Origin of the sequence: Agromyces agglutinans, from assembly GCF_009647605.1 — a bacterium.
Taxonomy (GTDB): domain Bacteria; phylum Actinomycetota; class Actinomycetes; order Actinomycetales; family Microbacteriaceae; genus Agromyces; species Agromyces agglutinans.
On sequence record NZ_WJIF01000012.1, the window covers coordinates 1 to 18055 of the forward strand.

18 protein-coding genes are annotated in these 18055 nt (G+C 72.3%); 8 read left to right on the top strand and 10 right to left on the bottom strand.

Annotated elements, in window-relative coordinates; translation table 11 throughout:
- Positions 1 to 1637, bottom strand: a 1637-nt coding sequence (locus GE115_RS15955) for an acetyl-CoA carboxylase biotin carboxylase subunit (RefSeq protein WP_153685766.1), incomplete at its 3' end; no start/stop codon positions are given.
- 5 nt (positions 1638 to 1642) lie between these two features.
- Entirely contained in the window at positions 1643 to 3250 is a 1608-nt protein-coding gene (locus GE115_RS15960) for a carboxyl transferase domain-containing protein (protein WP_153685767.1), read from the bottom strand.
- A gap of 116 nt (positions 3251 to 3366) precedes the next feature.
- Between GE115_RS15960 and GE115_RS15965 the strand changes: the two genes are divergently transcribed.
- On the top strand, positions 3367 to 3975 hold the full coding sequence (locus GE115_RS15965; protein ID WP_153685768.1) for an SACE_7040 family transcriptional regulator: 609 nt from the start codon (positions 3367 to 3369) through the stop codon (positions 3973 to 3975).
- Positions 3972 to 4337 (top strand): GNAT family N-acetyltransferase, encoded by a 366-nt coding sequence (locus tag GE115_RS15970; protein WP_153685769.1) that lies wholly within the window; start codon positions 3972 to 3974, stop codon positions 4335 to 4337. Before GE115_RS15965 ends, GE115_RS15970 begins: the two co-directional genes overlap by 4 nt.
- A gap of 15 nt (positions 4338 to 4352) precedes the next feature.
- Here GE115_RS15970 and GE115_RS15975 read toward each other — a convergent pair whose 3' ends face one another.
- From GE115_RS15975 to pdhA, 4 genes are read right to left on the bottom strand one after another with little or no spacing between them, the layout of a single operon-like run.
- The gene (locus tag GE115_RS15975) at positions 4353 to 4643 is read right to left on the bottom strand and encodes a 4a-hydroxytetrahydrobiopterin dehydratase (RefSeq protein ID WP_153685770.1); all 291 of its coding nucleotides are present in this window, start codon (positions 4641 to 4643) and stop codon (positions 4353 to 4355) included.
- A 22-nt stretch (positions 4644 to 4665) separates the two neighbouring features.
- The gene (locus tag GE115_RS15980; RefSeq protein ID WP_153685771.1) at positions 4666 to 6111 is read right to left on the bottom strand and encodes a dihydrolipoamide acetyltransferase family protein; all 1446 of its coding nucleotides are present in this window, start codon (positions 6109 to 6111) and stop codon (positions 4666 to 4668) included.
- Between the two features lie 2 nt (positions 6112 to 6113).
- Positions 6114 to 7151: an alpha-ketoacid dehydrogenase subunit beta gene (locus GE115_RS15985; RefSeq protein ID WP_153685772.1), complete on the bottom strand. Its 1038-nt coding sequence runs from the start codon at positions 7149 to 7151 to the stop codon at positions 6114 to 6116.
- Positions 7148 to 8263, bottom strand: coding sequence for a pyruvate dehydrogenase (acetyl-transferring) E1 component subunit alpha (gene pdhA / locus GE115_RS15990; protein WP_153685773.1), 1116 nt, complete (start codon positions 8261 to 8263; stop codon positions 7148 to 7150). Before pdhA ends, GE115_RS15985 begins: the two co-directional genes overlap by 4 nt.
- Positions 8264 to 8428: 165 nt before the next feature.
- On the opposite strand from pdhA, the gene GE115_RS15995 reads away from it, so the two are divergent.
- From GE115_RS15995 to GE115_RS16005, 3 genes are read left to right on the top strand one after another with little or no spacing between them, the layout of a single operon-like run.
- On the top strand, positions 8429 to 8887 hold the full coding sequence (locus GE115_RS15995; protein WP_153685774.1) for an Lrp/AsnC family transcriptional regulator: 459 nt from the start codon (positions 8429 to 8431) through the stop codon (positions 8885 to 8887).
- A 53-nt stretch (positions 8888 to 8940) separates the two neighbouring features.
- Positions 8941 to 9705 carry an ArsR/SmtB family transcription factor gene (locus tag GE115_RS16000; RefSeq protein ID WP_153685775.1) on the top strand — a complete coding sequence of 255 codons (765 nt, stop codon included), beginning with the start codon at positions 8941 to 8943 and terminating at the stop codon, positions 9703 to 9705.
- A complete protein-coding gene (locus GE115_RS16005) occupies positions 9702 to 9914 on the top strand; it encodes a hypothetical protein (protein WP_153685776.1) in 213 nt (70 codons plus the stop codon). The genes GE115_RS16000 and GE115_RS16005 overlap by 4 nt, the downstream gene beginning before the upstream one ends.
- Before the next feature lie 72 nt (positions 9915 to 9986).
- On the opposite strand, the gene GE115_RS16010 is transcribed toward GE115_RS16005, so the two are convergent.
- Entirely contained in the window at positions 9987 to 12269 is a 2283-nt protein-coding gene (locus GE115_RS16010; RefSeq protein ID WP_153685777.1) for a polyribonucleotide nucleotidyltransferase, read from the bottom strand.
- Positions 12270 to 12609: 340 nt separating this feature from the next.
- On the opposite strand from GE115_RS16010, the gene GE115_RS16015 reads away from it, so the two are divergent.
- The gene (locus tag GE115_RS16015) at positions 12610 to 12828 is read left to right on the top strand and encodes a DUF5302 domain-containing protein (RefSeq protein ID WP_153685778.1); all 219 of its coding nucleotides are present in this window, start codon (positions 12610 to 12612) and stop codon (positions 12826 to 12828) included.
- Between the two features lie 92 nt (positions 12829 to 12920).
- Positions 12921 to 13124 carry a dodecin family protein gene (locus tag GE115_RS16020; RefSeq protein ID WP_153685779.1) on the top strand — a complete coding sequence of 68 codons (204 nt, stop codon included), beginning with the start codon at positions 12921 to 12923 and terminating at the stop codon, positions 13122 to 13124.
- A gap of 43 nt (positions 13125 to 13167) precedes the next feature.
- On the opposite strand, the gene GE115_RS19290 is transcribed toward GE115_RS16020, so the two are convergent.
- A complete protein-coding gene (locus GE115_RS19290) occupies positions 13168 to 15282 on the bottom strand; it encodes a glycosyltransferase (protein ID WP_312855264.1) in 2115 nt (704 codons plus the stop codon).
- Between the two features lie 152 nt (positions 15283 to 15434).
- Between GE115_RS19290 and GE115_RS16030 the strand changes: the two genes are divergently transcribed.
- On the top strand, positions 15435 to 16064 hold the full coding sequence (locus GE115_RS16030) for a DedA family protein (RefSeq protein WP_312855265.1): 630 nt from the start codon (positions 15435 to 15437) through the stop codon (positions 16062 to 16064).
- Positions 16065 to 16095: 31 nt separating this feature from the next.
- On the opposite strand, the gene GE115_RS16035 is transcribed toward GE115_RS16030, so the two are convergent.
- Together GE115_RS16035 and GE115_RS16040 are read right to left on the bottom strand one after the other, a co-directional pair.
- A complete protein-coding gene (locus GE115_RS16035; protein WP_153685781.1) occupies positions 16096 to 16722 on the bottom strand; it encodes an FMN reductase in 627 nt (208 codons plus the stop codon).
- 10 nt (positions 16723 to 16732) lie between these two features.
- Positions 16733 to 17971, bottom strand: a complete 1239-nt coding sequence (locus GE115_RS16040; protein ID WP_153685782.1) for an LLM class flavin-dependent oxidoreductase — start codon at positions 17969 to 17971, stop codon at positions 16733 to 16735.
- Positions 17972 to 18055: the final 84 nt, after the last annotated feature.

Below are 18055 nucleotides of genomic sequence, written 5' to 3' on the forward strand. Positions count from 1 at the left end.
GGCGCGTCGGCGGCTGGTCGGTCGGCGCCGGCGCGCACCACCTCGACGGCGGATGCCTCGCCGCCGGCGCCTGCGACCGGCTCCAGCTCGACGCGTTCGGCGCGGCGACCGCCGATGCGCCAGCCGGTCTCTCGCTGCCAGGCGCGTGCATGGTCGCCCTGCGCCTGGTGGCCGGCACCCGACGACGCCCGCGCCTCGGCGAGCGCGGCCGCCGCCGCATCGAGCAGTTCGGGTGAGGCCGGCTCGGCCGCGGCCTCGGGCAGCGCGTCGATGAGGCCCGTGGTCAGCTCGCCCCGCCGCACGGCGGGGTCGGCGACGAGCCGTCGGAGGAACCCGAGGTTCGTCTCGACGCCGAGCGCCACCGTGCCGGCGAGCGCGGCGTCGAGGCGGTCGAGCGCCTCGGCGCGCGTGGGCGCCCACGCGATCACCTTGGCCAGCATCGGATCGTAGAAGGCGGTGACCGCCTGGCCCGTGCGCACGCCGGCGTCGACGCGCACGCCGTCGCCCGTGGGCTCGCGCCACGTCAGCAGGTCGCCCGTCGAGGGAAGGAAGCCGCGCTCGGGGCTCTCGGCGTACACGCGCGCCTCGACGGCGTGGCCGGTGAGCGTCACGTCGCGTTGCGCGAAGGGCAGCGGCGCCCCCGCGGCGATCCGGAGCTGCTGCTCGACGAGGTCGACCCCGGTGACCAGCTCGGTGACCGGATGCTCCACCTGGAGCCTGGTGTTCATCTCGATGAAGAAGAACTCGTCGGGCGAGGCATCCGAAACCAGGAACTCGACCGTGCCCGCGCCGAGGTAGGCGACGCTCTCGGCGGCGCGGCAGGCGGCCTCGCCGATGCGGGCGCGCGTCGCCTCGTCGATCAGCGGCGACGGCGCCTCCTCGATGACCTTCTGGTGCCGGCGCTGCAGCGAGCACTCGCGCTCGCCGAGATGCACGACCGAGCCGTGCGCGTCGGCGAGCACCTGCACCTCGATGTGGCGCGGTCGCTCGATGAACCGCTCCACGAGCAGCGTGTCGTCGCCGAACGCGGCACGCGCGATGCGTCGGGCCGCGGGGATCGCCTCGGCGAGCTCGGCCGCGTCGCGCGCGAGCTGCATGCCCTTGCCGCCGCCGCCGGCCGACGGCTTGACGAGCACCGGGAATCCGACGCGCGAGGCCGCCTCGACGAGTTCGGCATCGCCGAGCGGTGAGCCGTCGTCGCCGACGCCCGAGACGCCGGGCACCACGGGAACCCCGGATGCCTCGACGTGCGCCTTCGCGCGGATCTTGTCGCCCATCACCTCGAGCGCGCGTTCACCGGGGCCGACGAACACGAGGCCGGCCTCGGCGCACGCGCGGGCGAAGCCGGCGTGTTCGGAGAGGAACCCGTAGCCGGGGTGCACCGCCTGCGCGCCGGTCTCGTTCGCAGCGGCGACCAGGCGCGCCGGGTCGAGGTAGCTCTCGCTCGCCGGCGCCGGGCCCAGGCGCACGGCGGTGTCGGCGAGCGCGACGTGCGGGGCATCCGCGTCGGCATCGGAGTACACCGCGATCGCGTGGATGCCGAGCCGGCGCAGCGTGCGGATGACGCGCACGGCGATCTCGCCGCGGTTCGCGACGAGCACGCGATCGAAGGGTCGGGAGGCTGTGGTCTCTGGCATCGTCGTCACATCCGGAAGAGGCCGAAGCGGGGTTCGGGAAGCGGGGTGCGGCTCGCGAGTTCGAGCGCGAAGGCGAGCACGGTGCGGGTGTCGGCGGGGTCGATGATGCCGTCGTCCCACAGCCGGGCGGTGGAATGGTAAGGGCTGCCCTGGAGCTCGTACTGCTCGCGGATGGGCGCCCGGAACGCCTGTTCGTCATCGGCCGACCACTCCTCGCCGCGCACGGCGAGCTGGTCGCGACGCACCGTCGCCAGCACCGAGGCGGCCTGCTCGCCGCCCATGACCGAGATCCGGGCGTTGGGCCACATCCAGAGGAACCGCGGCGAGTACGCGCGGCCGCACATCGAGTAGTTGCCGGCACCGAACGAGCCGCCGATGACGACCGTGAACTTGGGCACACGAGTGGTGGCGACCGCGGTCACCATCTTCGCGCCGTGCTTGGCGATGCCGCCCGCCTCGGCGTCGCGGCCGACCATGAACCCGGAGATGTTCTGCAGGAACACGAGCGGGATGCCACGCTGGTCGCAGAGCTCGATGAAATGCGCGCCCTTCATGGCGGATTCGCTGAACAGCACGCCGTTGTTCGCGATGATGCCGACCGGATGGCCGTCGAGGTGCGCGAAGCCGGTGACGAGCGTGTCGCCGTACTCGGGCTTGAACTCGCTGAACTCGCTGCCGTCGACGAGCCGCGCGATGACCTCGCGCACGTCGTACGGCTGCTGCACGTCGACCGGGACGGCGGCCGTGAGGGTCGCGGGGTCGACGGCGGGCTCACGCGGCTCGCGCACCGTCCAGGCCCGCGGGGCCGGCGCCGGGAGCGTCGCGACCATGTCGCGGACGAGTTCGAGCGCGTGCTCGTCGTCTTCGGCGAGGTGATCGGCGACACCCGACACGCGCGCGTGCAGCTCGCCGCCGCCGAGCTCCTCGGGGGTGACGACCTCGCCGATCGCGGCCTTCACGAGCGGAGGCCCACCCAGGAAGATCGTGCCCTGGTCGCGCACGATCACGGTCTCGTCGCTCATCGCGGGCACGTACGCACCGCCCGCGGTGCAGGAGCCGAGCACGGCCGCCAGCTGCGGGATGCCCCGCGCCGAGAGGTTCGCCTGGTTGAAGAAGATCCGGCCGAAGTGCTCGCGGTCGGGGAAGACGTCGTCTTGGAGCGGCAGGAACGCGCCGCCCGAGTCGACCAGGTAGACGCACGGCAGCGCCTGCTCGCCCGCGACCTCCTGCGCCCGCAGGTGCTTCTTGACGGTCATCGGGTAGTAGGTGCCGCCCTTGGTCGTGGCGTCGTTGCAGACCACCATCACGGGTCGCCCGTGCACGAGCCCGATGCCCGTGATGAGGCCGGCGCCGGGCGAGTCGCCGCCGTACAGGCCGTCGGCCGCGAGCGGCGACAGCTCGAGGAACGGGCTGCCCTCGTCGAGCAGCCGGTCGACGCGATCGCGCGGCAACAGCTTGCCGCGGGCGACGTGCCGGTCGCGGGATGCCTCGGACCCGCCGAGTGCGGCCTCGGCGAGCTTGGATCGCAGCTGCGCCACGAGGGCCGCGTGATCGTCGCGGTTGCGCCGGGCCTCGGCGCTCGTGTCGTCGAGGCTGCTCGTGAGGATCGCCATGCCGCCTCTCCATCGTGGCGTCGGAGTCGGGAACGCCCGAACTCAGTGAGTGGTGATTAACCGAGTCTGATGTTAGCGTTCATTAACTGAAACGGCAAGGAAGCGGGAGGCGGAGCATGTCGGAAAAGACCAGCACCGTGCTCACCGACCGCGGCCGGGCCAAGGCCGACCGCCGCGAGGCCCTGCTCGCCGCCGCCGCGAGCCTGTTCGCCGAACGCGGCTACGCGGGCGTCACGCTCGAGGAACTCGGCAGCGCCGCCGGCGTGTCCGGGCCTGCGGTGTACCGGCACTTCCCCGGCAAGGGCGCCGTGCTCGCGGCCGTGCTCCTCGACGCCAGCGCGGGCCTGCTCGACGGCGGCCGCGCGACCGTCGACGCGGCATCCGATGCCGACCGGGCGCTGCGCGCCCTCATCCGATTCCACGTCGACTTCGCGATCGCGAACGCCGACGTCATCCGCGTGCAGGATCGCGACCTCGCGAGCCTGCCCGACGCCGACGCGCACGAGGTGCGTCGGCTCCAGCGCGAGTACGTCGAACTCTGGGTCGGCGTTCTCGGGCGACTGCGGCCTGACCGGGCCGACCCCGAGTTGCGGATCCGGGCCCACGCAGCCTTCGGACTCGTCAACTCCACCCCGCACAGCGCCCGTGACCACGGGCGGCGACCGGCGGACGAGGACGTCCGCCGAATCCTGGAGGACATGGCATGGGCGAGCCTCATGTCGTGACCCTGCGCGCGACCCGCGCGGGCGAACACGACGCACTGCTCCACATCCGACACCGCACCGGCAGCGACGCCGACACCGACCTGCGCACCATCCGGGTCGACGGCGAGATCATCGGTGCAGTCGCGCTGCGCCGCCGCGGCGGCCGCACCGACCTCGAGATCGGGCTCGCACCAGCCCACCGCGGTCGCGGCATCGAGGCGCGCGTGCTGCGCCTGCTCCTCGACACCTGCGCGCGACCCGTGCGCACGAGCGTCGCGCCGGGCGACGAGGCATCCCTCGCCGTCTTCATCGCACTCGGCTTCGCGGCCGTCGCCGAGGCAGCCGACGCTGCAGCCGATGAGGTCGTGCTCGAACTCGCCTGAGCACCGGCGTGCCGGTCAGACGGCCGCGAGCTCCTCGATGCGATGCGCGAGGCGCACGTCCCTCGCGGTGACCCCGCCGACGTCGTGCGAGCTCAGCTCGAAGGTGATGCGCCCGTACCCGAGCTTGACGTCGGGGTGGTGCTGCATGACCTCGGCGACCTCGGCGACGCGTTCGAGCAGGCGGACGGCGCCCAGGAAGTCACCCGTCTCGTAACTGCCCACCAGCCGGTCGCCATCCTGCCTGAACGCCGTCCCGACGAGCTCGGTGCTCGTCTCGTCCGCGTCGAGAATCCGCCTGTCGTCCATGGCCCCCGCCTTCCGACTCCCCTCAGCTCATCGTGAGGGCTCGCCCGGGTTCGCGCAAGATCGAGCCGATGTCGGCGAGGAACCGCGAGCCCTGTTCGCCGTCGACCAGGCGGTGGTCGAACGACAGGCTGAGCGTCATCACCTCGCGCAGCGCGACCTCGCCGCGGTACTCCCACGGGCGGCGGTTCACGGCGCCCATCGCGAGGATCGCCGCCTCGCCCGGGTTCAGGATCGGGGTGCCCGCGTCGACGCCGAACACGCCCACGTTCGTGATCGAGATGGTGCCGCCCGCGAGGTCGGCGGGCGCCGTGCGGCCGGACCTCGCCGTCGCGGTGAGCTCGGCGAGCGCGTCGGCGAGCTCGAGCAGCGTCATCCGGTCGGCGCCCTTCACATTGGGCACCACGAGCCCCCGCTCGGTGGCCGCGGCGATGCCGAGGTTCACGCCGTCGTACCGCACGATCTCCTGCGCCTCGTCGTCCCAGCGCGAGTTCACCTCGGGCGTGCGGCGCGCCGCGATGCAGAGGGCCTTCGCCACCACTGCGAGCGGCGTGACCCGGTGCGCCGACAGGGCGCGATCGTCGCGGATGCCCCGCAGCAGGTCCATCGTCGCGGTCACGTCGACCGTCAGGAACTCGGTGACGTGCGGCGCCGTGAAGGCGCTGCGCACCATCGCTGCCGCCGTGTGCTTGCGCACGCCCTTGATCGGGATCCGGGTCTCGCCCGGTGTGCTCGTGTCCCGTCCGCCTATCGCGCCGGTCGGCGCGGGTGCCGGGCGGCCGGCTGCGGATGCCTCGCCCGCGCCCTGCGCGGCGCGTTCGACGTCGGCGCGCGTGATGAGGCCGTCGTCGCCGGTGCCCTCGATCGCCTCGAGGTCGACGCCGAGGTCGCGCGCGAGCTTGCGCACGGGTGGCGTCGATCGCGGCCGCTCACGAGCCGGGGTGTCCGGCGCGGCGGGTTCGGCCGTCGCCGCATGCGTCTCCTGCGCCGGCACCTCGGGCACGAGGTCGTCGGCCGGCGCGCGACGCGGGCGGCGGCGGCGCGGCGCGCCATCGGCCACGGCGCCGTACCCCACGAGCGTGGGCTCGCGCGGGGCATCCGCGTCGGCGGTGGCATCCGCGTCGGCGGTGGCATCCGCACCGGCGGTGGCATCCGCACCGGCGGCAGCCTTCGGGGCGGAGGCATCAACCTGCGAAGCGGCATTCGACCCGCCCGGCGCGTCCGACGCCTCACCGGTGTCGCACGAGAACAGCGGCTCGCCGACGTTGACCGTCTCCCCCGGCTGCGCATGCAGCGCCGTGACGACGCCCGCATACGGCGACGGCAGTTCGACGACCGCCTTGGCGGTCTCGACGTCGGCGATGATCTGGTTCAGCTCGACGCGGTCGCCGACGGCGACGCGCCAGGCGACCACCTCGGACTCGGTGAGCCCCTCGCCCAGGTCGGGCAGCGCGAACTCGCGGATGCTCATGGTCACGCCTCCACACCGTCGCCGGTGGGGCGCACCGGATGCGCACTCAGCGAATTCGAGCGCCCGAGCGCACGGTCGACGCCGTCGAGGATCCGGTCGAGGTCGGGCAGGTGATGGCGCTCGAGCTTCGCGGGCGGGTACGGGATGTCGTGCCCGGTCACCCGCACGGGCGCCGACTCGAGGTACTCGAAGCAGGACTCGGTGACGCGCGCGACGATCTCGGCGCCGAGGCCGCCCTGCTCCCCCGCCTCGTGCACGACGACGAGTCGTCCGGTACGCCGCACCGACGCCTCGACCGTGGCGTGGTCGACCGGAGCCAGCGAGCGCAGGTCGATCACCTCGATCGAGACACCGTCCTCCTCCGCGGCGACCGCGGCGTCGAGAGCCGTCCGCACGAGGCCGCCGTAGGTCACGAGGGTCACGTCGCGTCCGGGAGCCGCGACCGTCGCGACGCCCATCGGGCGGGCATCGGCGAGGCTGGCATCGTCGGCCACGTCGGCCTTCACGTGGTAGCGGCGCTTGGGCTCGAAGAACAGCACCGGGTCGTCGCTCGCGATCGCCTGCTGGATCATCACGTACGCGTCGGCCGGGTTCGAGCACGCGACCACGCGCAGCCCCGCGGTGTGCGCGAAGTACGCCTCGGGCGACTCGGAGTGGTGCTCGGCCGCCCCGATGCCGCCGCCGAACGGCACGCGGATCGTGATCGGCATGCGCACCGTGCCTCGCGAGCGGTAGTGCAGCTTCGCGACCTGCGCCACGATCTGATCGAACGCCGGGTAGATGAAGCCGTCGAACTGGATCTCGACGACGGGGCGGAATCCCCGGTACGCCAGTCCGACCGCGGTGCCCAGGATGCCGGCCTCCGACAGGGGCGTGTCGACGACGCGGTGCGCGCCGAAGTCGGCCTTCAGTCCGTCGGTGACGCGGAATACGCCGCCGAGCGTGCCGATGTCCTCGCCCATGAGCACGACGCGATCGTCGGATTCGAGCGAGCGGCGCAGGCCTGCGTTGATCGCCTTGGCGAGCGTCAGGGCGGTCATCGCCCGGCCTCCTCTTCCCCGTACATCGCGAGGTAGCGGCCGTACCGGTCGCGCTGGCGCTCGAGATGGCTGTTCGGCTCGGCGTAGACGTGGTCGAACACGGTGAGGGGCTCGGGGTCGGGCAGCGTCGTGATCGCCGCGCGCAGGTCGGCCGCCGCCCGGTCTGCCGCGCTGCCGGCCTCGGTCTGGAGCGCTTCGACGTCGTGGCCGGCGGCCTCGAGCGCCGAGAGCACGCGCGCAAGCGGATCGCGCGACCGCCACGCTCCGAGCTCGTCATCGGTGCGGTAGCGGCTCGGGTCGTCGGCGGTCGTGTGCGGACCCATGCGGTAGGTGACGGCCTCGATCAGCGTCGGGCCGTCACCGCGCCGGGCCCGATCGAGCGCGAAGCGGGTCGCCGCCATGACGGCGAGCACGTCGTTGCCGTCGACGCGGACACCTGGCATGCCGAAGCCGTCGGCGCGGCGCGCGAGCGGCTGCTTCGACTGGAGCCCGACGGGCTCGGAGATGGCCCACTGGTTGTTCTGGCAGAAGAACACGACGGGGGCGTCGAAGCTCGCCGCGAAGACGAGCGCCTCGTTGACGTCGCCCTCGCTCGTGGCGCCGTCGCCGAAGTAGGCGATGGCCGCGGCATCCGAACCGTCCCAGGTCAGGCCCATGGCGTACCCGACGGCGTGCAGCGACTGGGCGCCGATGATGATCTGCGGCACCGCCAGGTGATGCTCGAACGGGTTCCACCCGCTCGCCTGGGTGCCCCGCCACACCGCGAGGAGTTCGGCGGGCTCGACGCCGCGCAGCCAGGCCAGCGCGTGCTCGCGGTAGCTCGTGAAGACGAAGTCGTCGTCGCGAAGCGCTCGCCCCGACCCGATCTGGGCCGCCTCCTGGCCGGCGAGCGGCGGCCACAGGCCCAGTTCGCCCTGACGCTGGAGCGCGGTCGCCTCGGTATCGATGCGGCGGATGACGGCCATGTCGCGGTAGAGGGCGGCGAGCTGATCGAGGTCGACGTCGGCGACCCACGGGTCGAACTCGGGGTCGGCCAGGCGTTCGCCGCGCTCGCCGATCAGCTGAAGCATCTGACGGGGCTTGGTCAGCACCGCCGGTTCGGGTGGGGTCATCGTCGATCCTCCGCATCGTGGGGCCACCTTGTGGGCTCGCCCGCACCCGGCTTCGTCACCGGATACCGCGAGCGTAGGTCGATCCAGCAGTGCGCTCAAGCATTGCGTGGACGATTGAGCATGTCGCCAAGTTTGCGACGGATGATCGATGCTAGATTGCGCGATATGGCCGCCTACGATGTCGTCGACCGCTCCCTCCTCGCCGCGCTCTCCGCCGACCCGCGCGCGACCGTGGTCGCGCTCGCCGAGCGCCTGCGACTCAGCCGCAACACCGTGCAGGCGCGGCTGGCTCGGCTCGAGGCATCCGGCGCCTTCCTCTCGTACGAGCGCAGTATCGACCCCGCCCCGCTCGGGTACCCGCTCGAGGCGTTCATCAGCGTGCACGTGCAGCAGAAGCTGCTGGGCGCGGCCGTCGACCGCATCGCGGCGATCCCCGAGGTGATCCAGGCGCACGGGCTCTCGGGAGCGGTCGACCTGCTCGTCCGGGTGGTCTGCCGCGACGCGCACGACCTGTTCCGCATCGACGGCGAGATCCTCGCGATCGATGGGGTCGAGCGCACCGAGACGTCGCTCGCGATGGGCGAGCTCATCCCCTACCGGTTGGGGCCGCTGCTCGAACGCTGACCAAATGCAAAGAAACTCTTGCAAAGCTTTCTTTGCAACGCTATCTTTGCATCATGACGCAAAGCGCAGATCCGGATGCCGCGGGCCACGACCCCGCAGCTCACGAACCTGCCGACCTCTCGGCCCAGCCGAGCAGCACCCGGCACCCCGGCATCGACCACGTCCTGCCGAGCGCGAGCCTGAAGTCGCTCGCGCACCCGCTGCGGGTCCGCATCTACGACGAGCTCTCGTCGTACGGTCCGCTCACCGCGAGCGGCCTCGCCGAGCGGCTCGGCGAGTCGAGCGGCGCCACGAGCTACCACCTGCGCCAGCTCGAGCGGGCCGGGCTCGTGCGTGAGGACACGACGCGGGGCAAGGGCCGCGAGCGCTGGTGGGAGCGCCCACCGGGTTCGGTCGCCCTCCCCGACCCTCGCGCGCTGCCGCCGGGCAGCGCCGAACGCCTGGCCACCGAGCTCGTCACCGACGAGTGGTACCGCTCGCGCGAGCAGAACTTCCGCGAGTTCGTCGCCGAGGGCGACCGGGTCTTCGGCTCCGAGTGGCTCGACATCGCGACGAGCGACACCATCAACCTGCGGCTCACGCCGGGCCAGTTGGCCGAGCTCGTCGCCGAGCTCGACGGTGTGTTCCTGAAGTTCATCGAGGCCTACAAGCGCACGCCGTCGCCCGGATCGCGCCCCGTGCAGATCCACCTCAACGCGTTCCCGCTGATGCGCGGCGAGGCGACGGAGGACGGCGAGGCCGCCGCGCCCACCGAAACCACCGAGCCCACCGAGACCGCCGAATCCGAAGCACCCACCCGTCCGAAGGAGGACCGATGACCACCGCCACCCTCTCCCCCACCGCCGGGCGCGTCGAGGGCTGGGCCATCCGCGCCGGCCTCAGCCTCGCGACCTGGGGGCTCGCGCGCGCCACCCGCCGCGCCGACCGCGACCGACAGGTCGCCCGGTTCGAGGCGCGCACCGCCGCGCAGTCCGCGCTGGCCGAGCGCGACGCCCTCCTGCGCAGCAGCATCCACCTGCTTTCCTGAGCGCCGCCCCAGACGACGGATGCCCCGCCCGGAACGAGTCCGGGCGGGGCATCCGCTTCGTGGCAGCCTGGGTCAGACCTCGGCGCCCTCGGCGGGGGCATCCGTGTGCTCGCCGGTCGCGGCGCGGCCGTCGGTGTCGGCCTCCTCCGCGACGACGGGAGCGAGCGAGAGCTTGCCGCGGTCGTCGATCTTCGTGATCTCGACGAGGATCTTCTGGCCGACGCCCAGCACGTCTTCGACGTTCTCGACGCGCTTGCCGCCGGCGAGCTTGCGCACCTCGGAGATGTGCAGCAGGCCGTCCTTGCCGGGCAGCAGCGAGACGAACGCGCCGAAGGTCGCGATCTTCACGACCGTGCCGAGGAACTGCTCGCCGACCTCGGGGTTGGTCGGGTTGGCGATCGCGTTCACCTGGGCACGGGCGGCCTCGGCCGAGGGGCCGTCGGTCGCGCCGATGTAGACGGTGCCGTCCTCTTCGATGGAGATGTCGGCGCCGGTCTCGTCCTGGATGGCGTTGATCGTCTTGCCCTTCGGGCCGATCAGCTCGCCGATCTTGTCGACCGGGATCTGGACCGAGATCACGCGGGGCGCGGTCGGGGCCATCTCGTCGGGGCCGTCGATCGCGGCGTTGAGCACCTGCAGGATCGTCGTGCGGGCGTCCTTCGCCTGCGTCAGCGCGCCGGCCAGCACCGAGGCGGGGATGCCGTCGAGCTTGGTGTCGAGCTGGATCGCGGTGACGAACTCGCTCGTGCCGGCGACCTTGAAGTCCATGTCGCCGAGCGCGTCTTCGGCACCGAGGATGTCGGTCAGCGCCGCGTAGCGGGTCTCACCGTCGACGGTATCGGAGATGAGGCCCATCGCGATGCCGGCGACGGGTGCGCGCAGCGGCACGCCCGCGTTCAGCAGCGACAGCGTGGACGCGCAGACCGAGCCCATCGAGGTCGAGCCGTTCGAGCCGAGCGCCTCGGACACCTGGCGGATCGCGTAGGGGAACTCCTCGCGCGTGGGCAGCACGGGCACGAGCGCCCGCTCGGCGAGCGCGCCGTGGCCGATCTCGCGGCGCTTGGGCGAACCGACACGACCCGTCTCACCCGTCGAGTACGGCGGGAAGTTGTAGTTGTGCATGTAGCGCTTCTTGGTGACCGGGCTCAGCGAGTCGATCTGCTGCTCGAGCTTCAGCATGTTCAGCGTGGTGACGCCCAGGATCTGGGTCTCGCCGCGCTGGAAGATGGCCGAGCCGTGCACGCGAGGCACGACCTGGACCTCGGCGTCGAGCGGGCGGATGTCGGCGAGGCCGCGGCCGTCGATGCGGACGCCCTCCTCGAGCACGCGCGAGCGCACGACGTGCTTGGTGACCGACTTGTACGCCGCCGAGACCTCGGCGTTGGCCGACTCGGGCAGCTCGCCACCTGCGACCTTCGCAGCGACGTGCTCCTTGACGCGGGCCTTCAGCGCGTCATCGGCGTCCTGGCGCTCGTGCTTGCCGGCGATCTGGTAGATGCCCTTCAGCTCCTCCAGCGCGTACGCCTCGACGACCTGCTTGGTGTCGGGGTGGTATGGCGGGAAGGTCGGGTAGTCGGCGGTCGGCTTGGCGGCGGTCTTCGCGACCTGCTCCTGCGCCTCGACGAGCTGCTTGATGAACGGCTTCGACGCCTCGATGCCCTGCGCGATGACGGTCTCGTCGGGCTTCACGGCGCCGGCCTGGATGAGGTTCCACGCGTGGTCGGTCGCCTCGGCCTCGATCATCATGATCGCGACGTCCTGCGAGCCGTCCTTCTCGGTCACGACACGGCCGGCGACGACCATGCTGAACACGGCCTCCTCGAGCTGCGAGTGCTTCGGGAACGCGACCCACTGGCCGTCGATGAGCGCGACGCGCACGCCGGCGACCGGACCCGAGAAGGGCAGGCCCGACAGCTGCGTCGAGAGCGACGCGGCGTTGATGGCGAGCACGTCGTAGAGCTCGTCGGGCTCGATGGCGAGCACGGTGACGACGACCTGGACCTCGTTGCGCAGGCCCTCGACGAACGAGGGGCGCAGCGGGCGGTCGATGAGCCGGCAGGTGAGGATCGCCTCGGTCGAGGGGCGGCCCTCGCGGCGGAAGAACGAGCCGGGGATGCGGCCCGCAGCGTACATGCGCTCTTCGACGTCGATGGTGAGCGGGAAGAAGTCGAAGTGCTCCTTCGGCTGCTTCGAGACGCTCGTCGCCGAGAGCAGCATGGTCTCTTCGTCGATGTAGGCGACGGCCGAGCCCTGCGCCTGCTGCGCGAGGCGGCCGGTCTCGAACCGGATGGTGCGGGTGCCGAATCGACCATTGTCGATGATCGTCTCGGCGAACGTGATCTCAGGACCTTCCAAGAGGTCTCTCTCCTTTGTTTTCCGTCGCCCCCCGAATGGGCACGACTCCTACGCAGGAGCAGGAACAGGCATTACGAATCGCAAGAGCTGCGTTCACGCTGGCCACCAGTAGAAGTCCACCAAGCCCATCGACTTGGTAATCCACCACAGGGGACCAGCTTCCTGCCGGCCTGCTCCAGTGATCGCCCGCACGAAACGCACGGGTGACCGATCACCATGCTAGCAGAGCACGCATTTTCGGCCCGTGAACAGCGGATGTCGCATCCCGTGCCGATCGTCGGCCGGCCCGAACCGCGGCCCGGTGGACCCGGGCTCGCGGCATCCCTGTCAGACTCGAGTCATGACGTCCGACGAATCGAACCCCAGCGGCGCCACCGGCCCCACCGAGAACACCGGTCCCTCCGACGAGACGAAGCGCAAGTTCCGCGAGGCCCTCGAGCGCAAGAAGCAGGTCACGAAGCAGCGCGAGGGCGAGGCGCACCTCGACGGCGGGTCCGGCGCGAAGGGCGCGCACGGTCCCGTCGATCACAAGCGCGAGTTCCGCCGCAAGAGCGGCTGAGCCTCGTCGCGGCAAGGTCAACCCCCTCGCGCACCGCGCCCGCACGGCGGATCATGGGCCTTCCGGAGAACCACCGTTCGAGGAGGAACACGATGTCATCCGTCGCGAGGGTCACCACCATCACCGTCCGGTCCGAGCAGAGCTTCGAGGACGCGGTCGCCGTCGGCATCGAGCGCGCCGCGCAGACGCTGCGGCACGTCAGCGGCGCCTGGGTGAAGGAGCAGAAGGTCGAAGTGACCGAGGGGAAGATCACGGCCTGGTCGGTCACCCTCGAGATCAGCTTCGTGCTCGAGTAGGCGTACCTCGGTCAGCGGTGCCGCGGTCCCGCGGCCCGACGCCTCACACGAACGGCCGCGGGCCGTCGCCCGCGACGACGGGCACGAGCGCGTCGTGCTTGGCCGCGAGGCCGTCTCCGGCGGTGCGTCCGCGCAGTCGGCGCACGGCCCAGGGCGCAGCATGGCGGGCGAGCCAGACGGCGGTCGGCACGCGCGTGGGCGCATCGGATGCCTCGTCCGGCGCGTGCAGGGCCACGTCGAGGGCGCCGAGCGCCGAGGCATCCGGAATGCCGAGCACCCGCGCCGCCGCGTAGGCGAGCGCGCGGTGACCGGCCGAGTTCAGGTGGACGCGGTCCTCCGCCCAGTGCGGCGGGCCGATGAGTTCGGCATCCGACGCGGCGTCGACCCAGAGCGCGCCGCACGCGGCGACCGCCCGCTCGAGCTCGGCGTCGAAGCGCTCGAAGCGCGCGCGCAGCCGGCCGAGGCCTCGCGACGGCGGCATGAAGGCCGACACGACGAGCACGTCGGCTCCGGTCGCGCGGGTCTCGGCGATCGCCTCGCCGAGCCGCGCCGCGAGGCCGACGGGGTCGGCGACCGCCTTGACGAGGTCGTTGCCGCCGACGAGGACGGTCACGAGGTCGGCACCGAGCGCCCTCGCGCGCGGGAGTTGCTCGTCGGCCACGTCGTGCACGCGACGGCTGCGCACGGCGAGGTTCGCGTAGCCGAGGCTCGAGGGGCCGGCCGGATCGGCGAGCGCCACGAGCAGGGCCAGGCGGTCGGCCCAGCCGCGGTGCACGCCCGGCGATCGTGAGTCGTCGCAGAGTCCCTCGGTGATCGAGTCGCCGACCGCGACGAGGCGCCGCCACGGCTGGCCGCGCCGGGCGAGCGGCGTCGGGGGCGCGGCGACGGGACGCGGCGAGGCTGGAGGCGGCGACGCCGGGCACGGCGCTGCAGGGCGCGGCGCTGCAGGGCGGTCGGATGCCTCGATCCCGGACTCCGAGCGCGATGCCGCTCGGCCGCGCGACGACGCCGGGGCCTCGACGCCGACCCGCCCGGCGATGGCATCCTCGTAGTGGCCGATGAGCTCGTCGCCGAGGCGGCGCCAGCTGCGGCCCTCGACCGAGGCGCGCGCGGCGAGCCCGAACGCGCGGCGCTTGGCCTCGTCGCCGGTGAGGTCCTGCACGCGCGCCCGGAGGTCGCCGAGGTCGCCCGGTCGGTAGAGCCAACCGGTGCGGCTGGACTGCACGAGGTCGAGCGGCCCGCCCCGGCCGACGGCGACCACGGGAACGCCGCTGGCGAGCGCCTCCTGCACGGTCTGGCAGAACGTCTCGTGCTCGCCGGGGTGCACGAACACGTCGAACCCGGCGACGGCCTCGGCGAGCGCGGTGCCCGAGAGGAATCCGGTGAAGACCGCGCCGGGCAGCCGGCGTTCGAGCGTCGCGCGTTCGGGACCGTCGCCGACGATGACGAGCCGCACGCCCGGCAGGCCCGCGAGGGCCGCGAGGTCGCCGACCTGCTTCTCGGGCGCGAGGCGGCCGACGTAGCCGACGACGACCTCGCCGGCCGGCGCGATCCGGCGCCGCCAGGCTGCGTCGCGGCGCCGCGGGTGGAAGAGGTCGGTGTCGACGCCGCGCGCCCACGGGCGCACGCGCTCGACGCCGAGCTCGTCGAGTCGTCGCCGGGCCGCCGCGCTCGGCGCGAGTGTCAGCGTCGCTCGATTGTGCAGGCGCACGAGGTGCCGCTCGAGGGCCGGGGCCGCGATCGGCACGCCGTACCGCTGGGCGTAGGCCGGGACATCCGTCTGGTACACGGCGACCGACGGCACGCCCGCCGCCCGCGCCGCCTGCACGCCCTGCCAGCCGAGCACGAACGGCGACGCCAGGTGCACGACGTCGGCGTCGAACTCGCGCAGCAGCACGGTCAGCCGGTGTGTGGAGGCGAAGGCCAGCCGCACGTCGGCGTAGCCGGGCAGCGGCACCGAGCGCAGGTAGCGGGCCGTCGCACCGCGCAGCGCGGGGTGGTCGACGGCTTCGGATGCCTCCGCGAGGCGGCCGGCGCGAGGGGCGATGACCAGCGCCTCGTCGCCCCGGGAATCGAGGTGCTCGATCACCCGGAGCAGGGAATTGGTGACCCCGTTCATGTGCGGCAGGAACGACTCCGCGAGCAGCGCGACCTTCACGACTCCCAGCGTGACGGCCCCGACCGCGGCGTGCGCGCCGCGCGCGGCCGGTGCGGCGAGTGTTCACCGAGCCTTCCGCGTCGGTTCGCGAAACGTCACCGGAGCCACGGATGCGTCGCCCGCCGTTCACACGCGACGACTACACCGAAAGGGTGGAGGAAGCCGTCACCGCGCTCGCGACGTCGCCCTGGCTCTGGCCCGTGTTGTTCGGGCTCGTGGTGGGCGATGCCTTCCTCGTGGTGCTGCCGAGCGAGACCGCCGTCGTCGCCCTGGGCGCCGTCTGGGCGTCGACGGGCGCGCCGCCGATCGTGCTCGTGATCGTCGTGGCCATGGCCGGCGCCGTGTGCGGCGACGGACTCTGCTATCTCATCGGCCGGCGGGTCGGGCTCGACCGCTGGCGCTGGCAGCGCGAGGGACGGGTCGGCGCGGCGATCGACCGGGCGCGCGCGACCGTCGAGCGCCGGACCGCGGTGCTCGTCTTCACCGCGAGGTACGTGCCGTTCGCCCGGATCGCGGTGAACCTCGCGGCCGGGGCTGCAGCCGTGCCGGTCGGACGCTACCTGCCGTTGTCGCTCGGAGCCGGCCTCGCCTGGGCCGTGTTCAACACCACGATCGGCGCCCTCGTCGGGCGCGCCTTCGGCGACCAGCCGCTGGCCGCGGTGCTCGTCTCGATCCCCGTCGCGATCGGGCTCGGGCTCGCGGTCGACCGCCTCATCGCGACCCTGGACGCGCGGCGTGAGGCGCGGGCGGCGCACGACGGAGTCGGCCCCGACGCGGACTGACCGCGCCGGGGCCGTGACTCCTGCTCTCCGCCTACTCCCCCGCGAGACCGCCCACGAGATGGCCCATGGGCCGGTCGAGCGCGAACGGGTCGTTCACGAGTTCCGACCGATCGGTGCGTTCGACGAGCTCGGCGAACTCCTTCGCGCCGCGGAAGATACGGTCGGGCAGCGACCGCACGCCGTCGCCCCCGCCGCCCCAGTCGCTCGTCGCCGCGAAGACGCCCGTGGTCACGGGGTTCGCGTGGAGGTACGTGAACACCGGGCGGATCGCGTAGTCGATCGCGAGCGAATGCCTGGGCGTGCCGCCGGTCGCCCCGATGAGCACGGGCAGGTCGGTGAGCGACTGCGGGTCGATCACGTCGAGGAAGCTCTTGAACAGCCCGGCGTAGCTCGTCGTGAAGATCGGCGTGACGGCGATCAGTCCGTCGGCCGTGGCCAGCTTGTCGAGCACCGCCTCGAGCTTGGGCGGCGCGAATCCCAGCAGCAGGTGGTTGGTGATGTCGTGGGCGAGGTCCCTGAGCTCGAAGGTCTCGACCTCGACCTCGACGCCGCGTTCGCGCAGCTGCGCGACGGAGTCGGCGGCCAGCCGGTCGGCGAGCTGGCGGGTCGAGCTCGGCGTCGAGAGCCCGGACGAGATGACGACGATGCGCTTGGTCATGGCATGGCTCCTAGCGGATCGAGGTGGAACGGGTCGCGGTCGACCGGGTCGCGGCGGGGCCGAACGCCGAACCTGACGAGGTCGGCGCCTCGACCGGCGTGTCCTGGTAGGGCGAGCCGACGGTGAGGTTGTCGCCCCGGTTCGGGTTCGGCGTCGCCTGGCGAGGCGCCGCGTCGCCGTACGCGGCGGCGACGAGCGACTCGTGCGTCGGGGCATCCGGCACGTCGGCCGGGCGGTTCTTCGCGAACTCGCGCCGCAGCACCGGCACGACCTCCTCGCCGAGCAGGTCGAGCTGCTCGAGCACGGTCTTCAGCGGGAGGCCCGCGTGGTCCATCAGGAACAGCTGGCGCTGGTAGTCGCCCACGTAGTCGCGGAAGCCGAGCGTCTTGTCGATGACCTCCTGCGGGCTGCCGACGGTCAGCGGCGTCTGCGACGTGAACTCCTCGAGGCTCGGGCCGTGGCCGTACACCGGCGCGTTGTCGAAGTACGGGCGGAAGTCGCGTACGGCGTCCTGGGAGTTCTTGCGCATGAACACCTGGCCGCCGAGGCCGACGATCGCCTGGTCGGCGCGGCCGTGGCCGTGGTGCTCGTACCGCTGGCGGTACAGCGCGATCATGCGCTGGGTGTGCGAGGCGGGCCAGAAGATGTGGTTCGCGAAGAAGCCGTCGCCGTGGCTCGCGGCCTGCTCGGCGATCTCGGGGCTGCGGATCGAGCCGTGCCAGACGAAGGGGGGCACGCCGTCGAGCGGGCGCGGCGTCGAGGTGAAGCCCTGCAGCGGCGTGCGGAAGCGCCCCTCCCAGTCGACGACGTCCTCGCGCCAGAGGCGGCGCAGCAGTTCGTAGTTCTCGAGCGTGAGCGGCAGGCCCTGGCGGATGTCCTTGCCAAACCAGGGGTACACCGGGCCCGTGTTGCCGCGACCGAGCATGAGGTCGATGCGACCGCCCGAGACGTGCTGGAGCATCGCGTAGTCCTCGGCGATCTTCACGGGGTCGTTGGTCGTGATGAGCGTGGTCGCGGTCGACAGCCGGAGGGTGGAGGTCTGCCCCGCGATGTACGCGAGGGTCGTGGTGGGCGACGAGGACCAGAACGGCGGGTTGTGGTGCTCGCCGAGCGCGAAGACGTCGAGGCCGACGGCTTCGGCGTGCTTGGCGATCGTGATCGTCGCCTGGATGCGCTCGGCCTCGGTCGGCGTGCGACCGGTCGTCGGGTCCTGGGTGATGTCGCTGACGGTGAAGATTCCGAACTGCATCTCGCCCTCCTGGGCTGCTCGACTCCCTGCGGGAGTTACTCCATGCGTTTGCATTCAAATCTACCGAACGGATGCCCCGTCCGA

Bases quoted from the DNA above. Each gene is read 5' to 3' on its own strand.
- GE115_RS16040 (WP_153685782.1), bottom strand. From the start codon at position 17,971: ATGCAGTTCGGAATCTTCACCGTCAGCGACATCACCCAGGACCCGACG.
- GE115_RS15995 (WP_153685774.1), top strand. From the start codon at position 8,429: ATGGCCGCCTACGATGTCGTCGACCGCTCCCTCCTCGCCGCGCTCTCC.
- pdhA (WP_153685773.1), bottom strand. From the start codon at position 8,263: ATGACCCCACCCGAACCGGCGGTGCTGACCAAGCCCCGTCAGATGCTT.
- GE115_RS15980 (WP_153685771.1), bottom strand. From the start codon at position 6,111: ATGAGCATCCGCGAGTTCGCGCTGCCCGACCTGGGCGAGGGGCTCACC.
- GE115_RS15985 (WP_153685772.1), bottom strand. From the start codon at position 7,151: ATGACCGCCCTGACGCTCGCCAAGGCGATCAACGCAGGCCTGCGCCGC.
- GE115_RS15960 (WP_153685767.1), bottom strand. From the start codon at position 3,250: ATGGCGATCCTCACGAGCAGCCTCGACGACACGAGCGCCGAGGCCCGG.
- GE115_RS16035 (WP_153685781.1), bottom strand. From the start codon at position 16,722: ATGACCAAGCGCATCGTCGTCATCTCGTCCGGGCTCTCGACGCCGAGC.
- GE115_RS16005 (WP_153685776.1), top strand. From the start codon at position 9,702: ATGACCACCGCCACCCTCTCCCCCACCGCCGGGCGCGTCGAGGGCTGG.
- GE115_RS15965 (WP_153685768.1), top strand. From the start codon at position 3,367: ATGTCGGAAAAGACCAGCACCGTGCTCACCGACCGCGGCCGGGCCAAG.
- GE115_RS16020 (WP_153685779.1), top strand. From the start codon at position 12,921: ATGTCATCCGTCGCGAGGGTCACCACCATCACCGTCCGGTCCGAGCAG.
- GE115_RS16015 (WP_153685778.1), top strand. From the start codon at position 12,610: ATGACGTCCGACGAATCGAACCCCAGCGGCGCCACCGGCCCCACCGAG.
- GE115_RS15975 (WP_153685770.1), bottom strand. From the start codon at position 4,643: ATGGACGACAGGCGGATTCTCGACGCGGACGAGACGAGCACCGAGCTC.
- GE115_RS16000 (WP_153685775.1), top strand. From the start codon at position 8,941: ATGACGCAAAGCGCAGATCCGGATGCCGCGGGCCACGACCCCGCAGCT.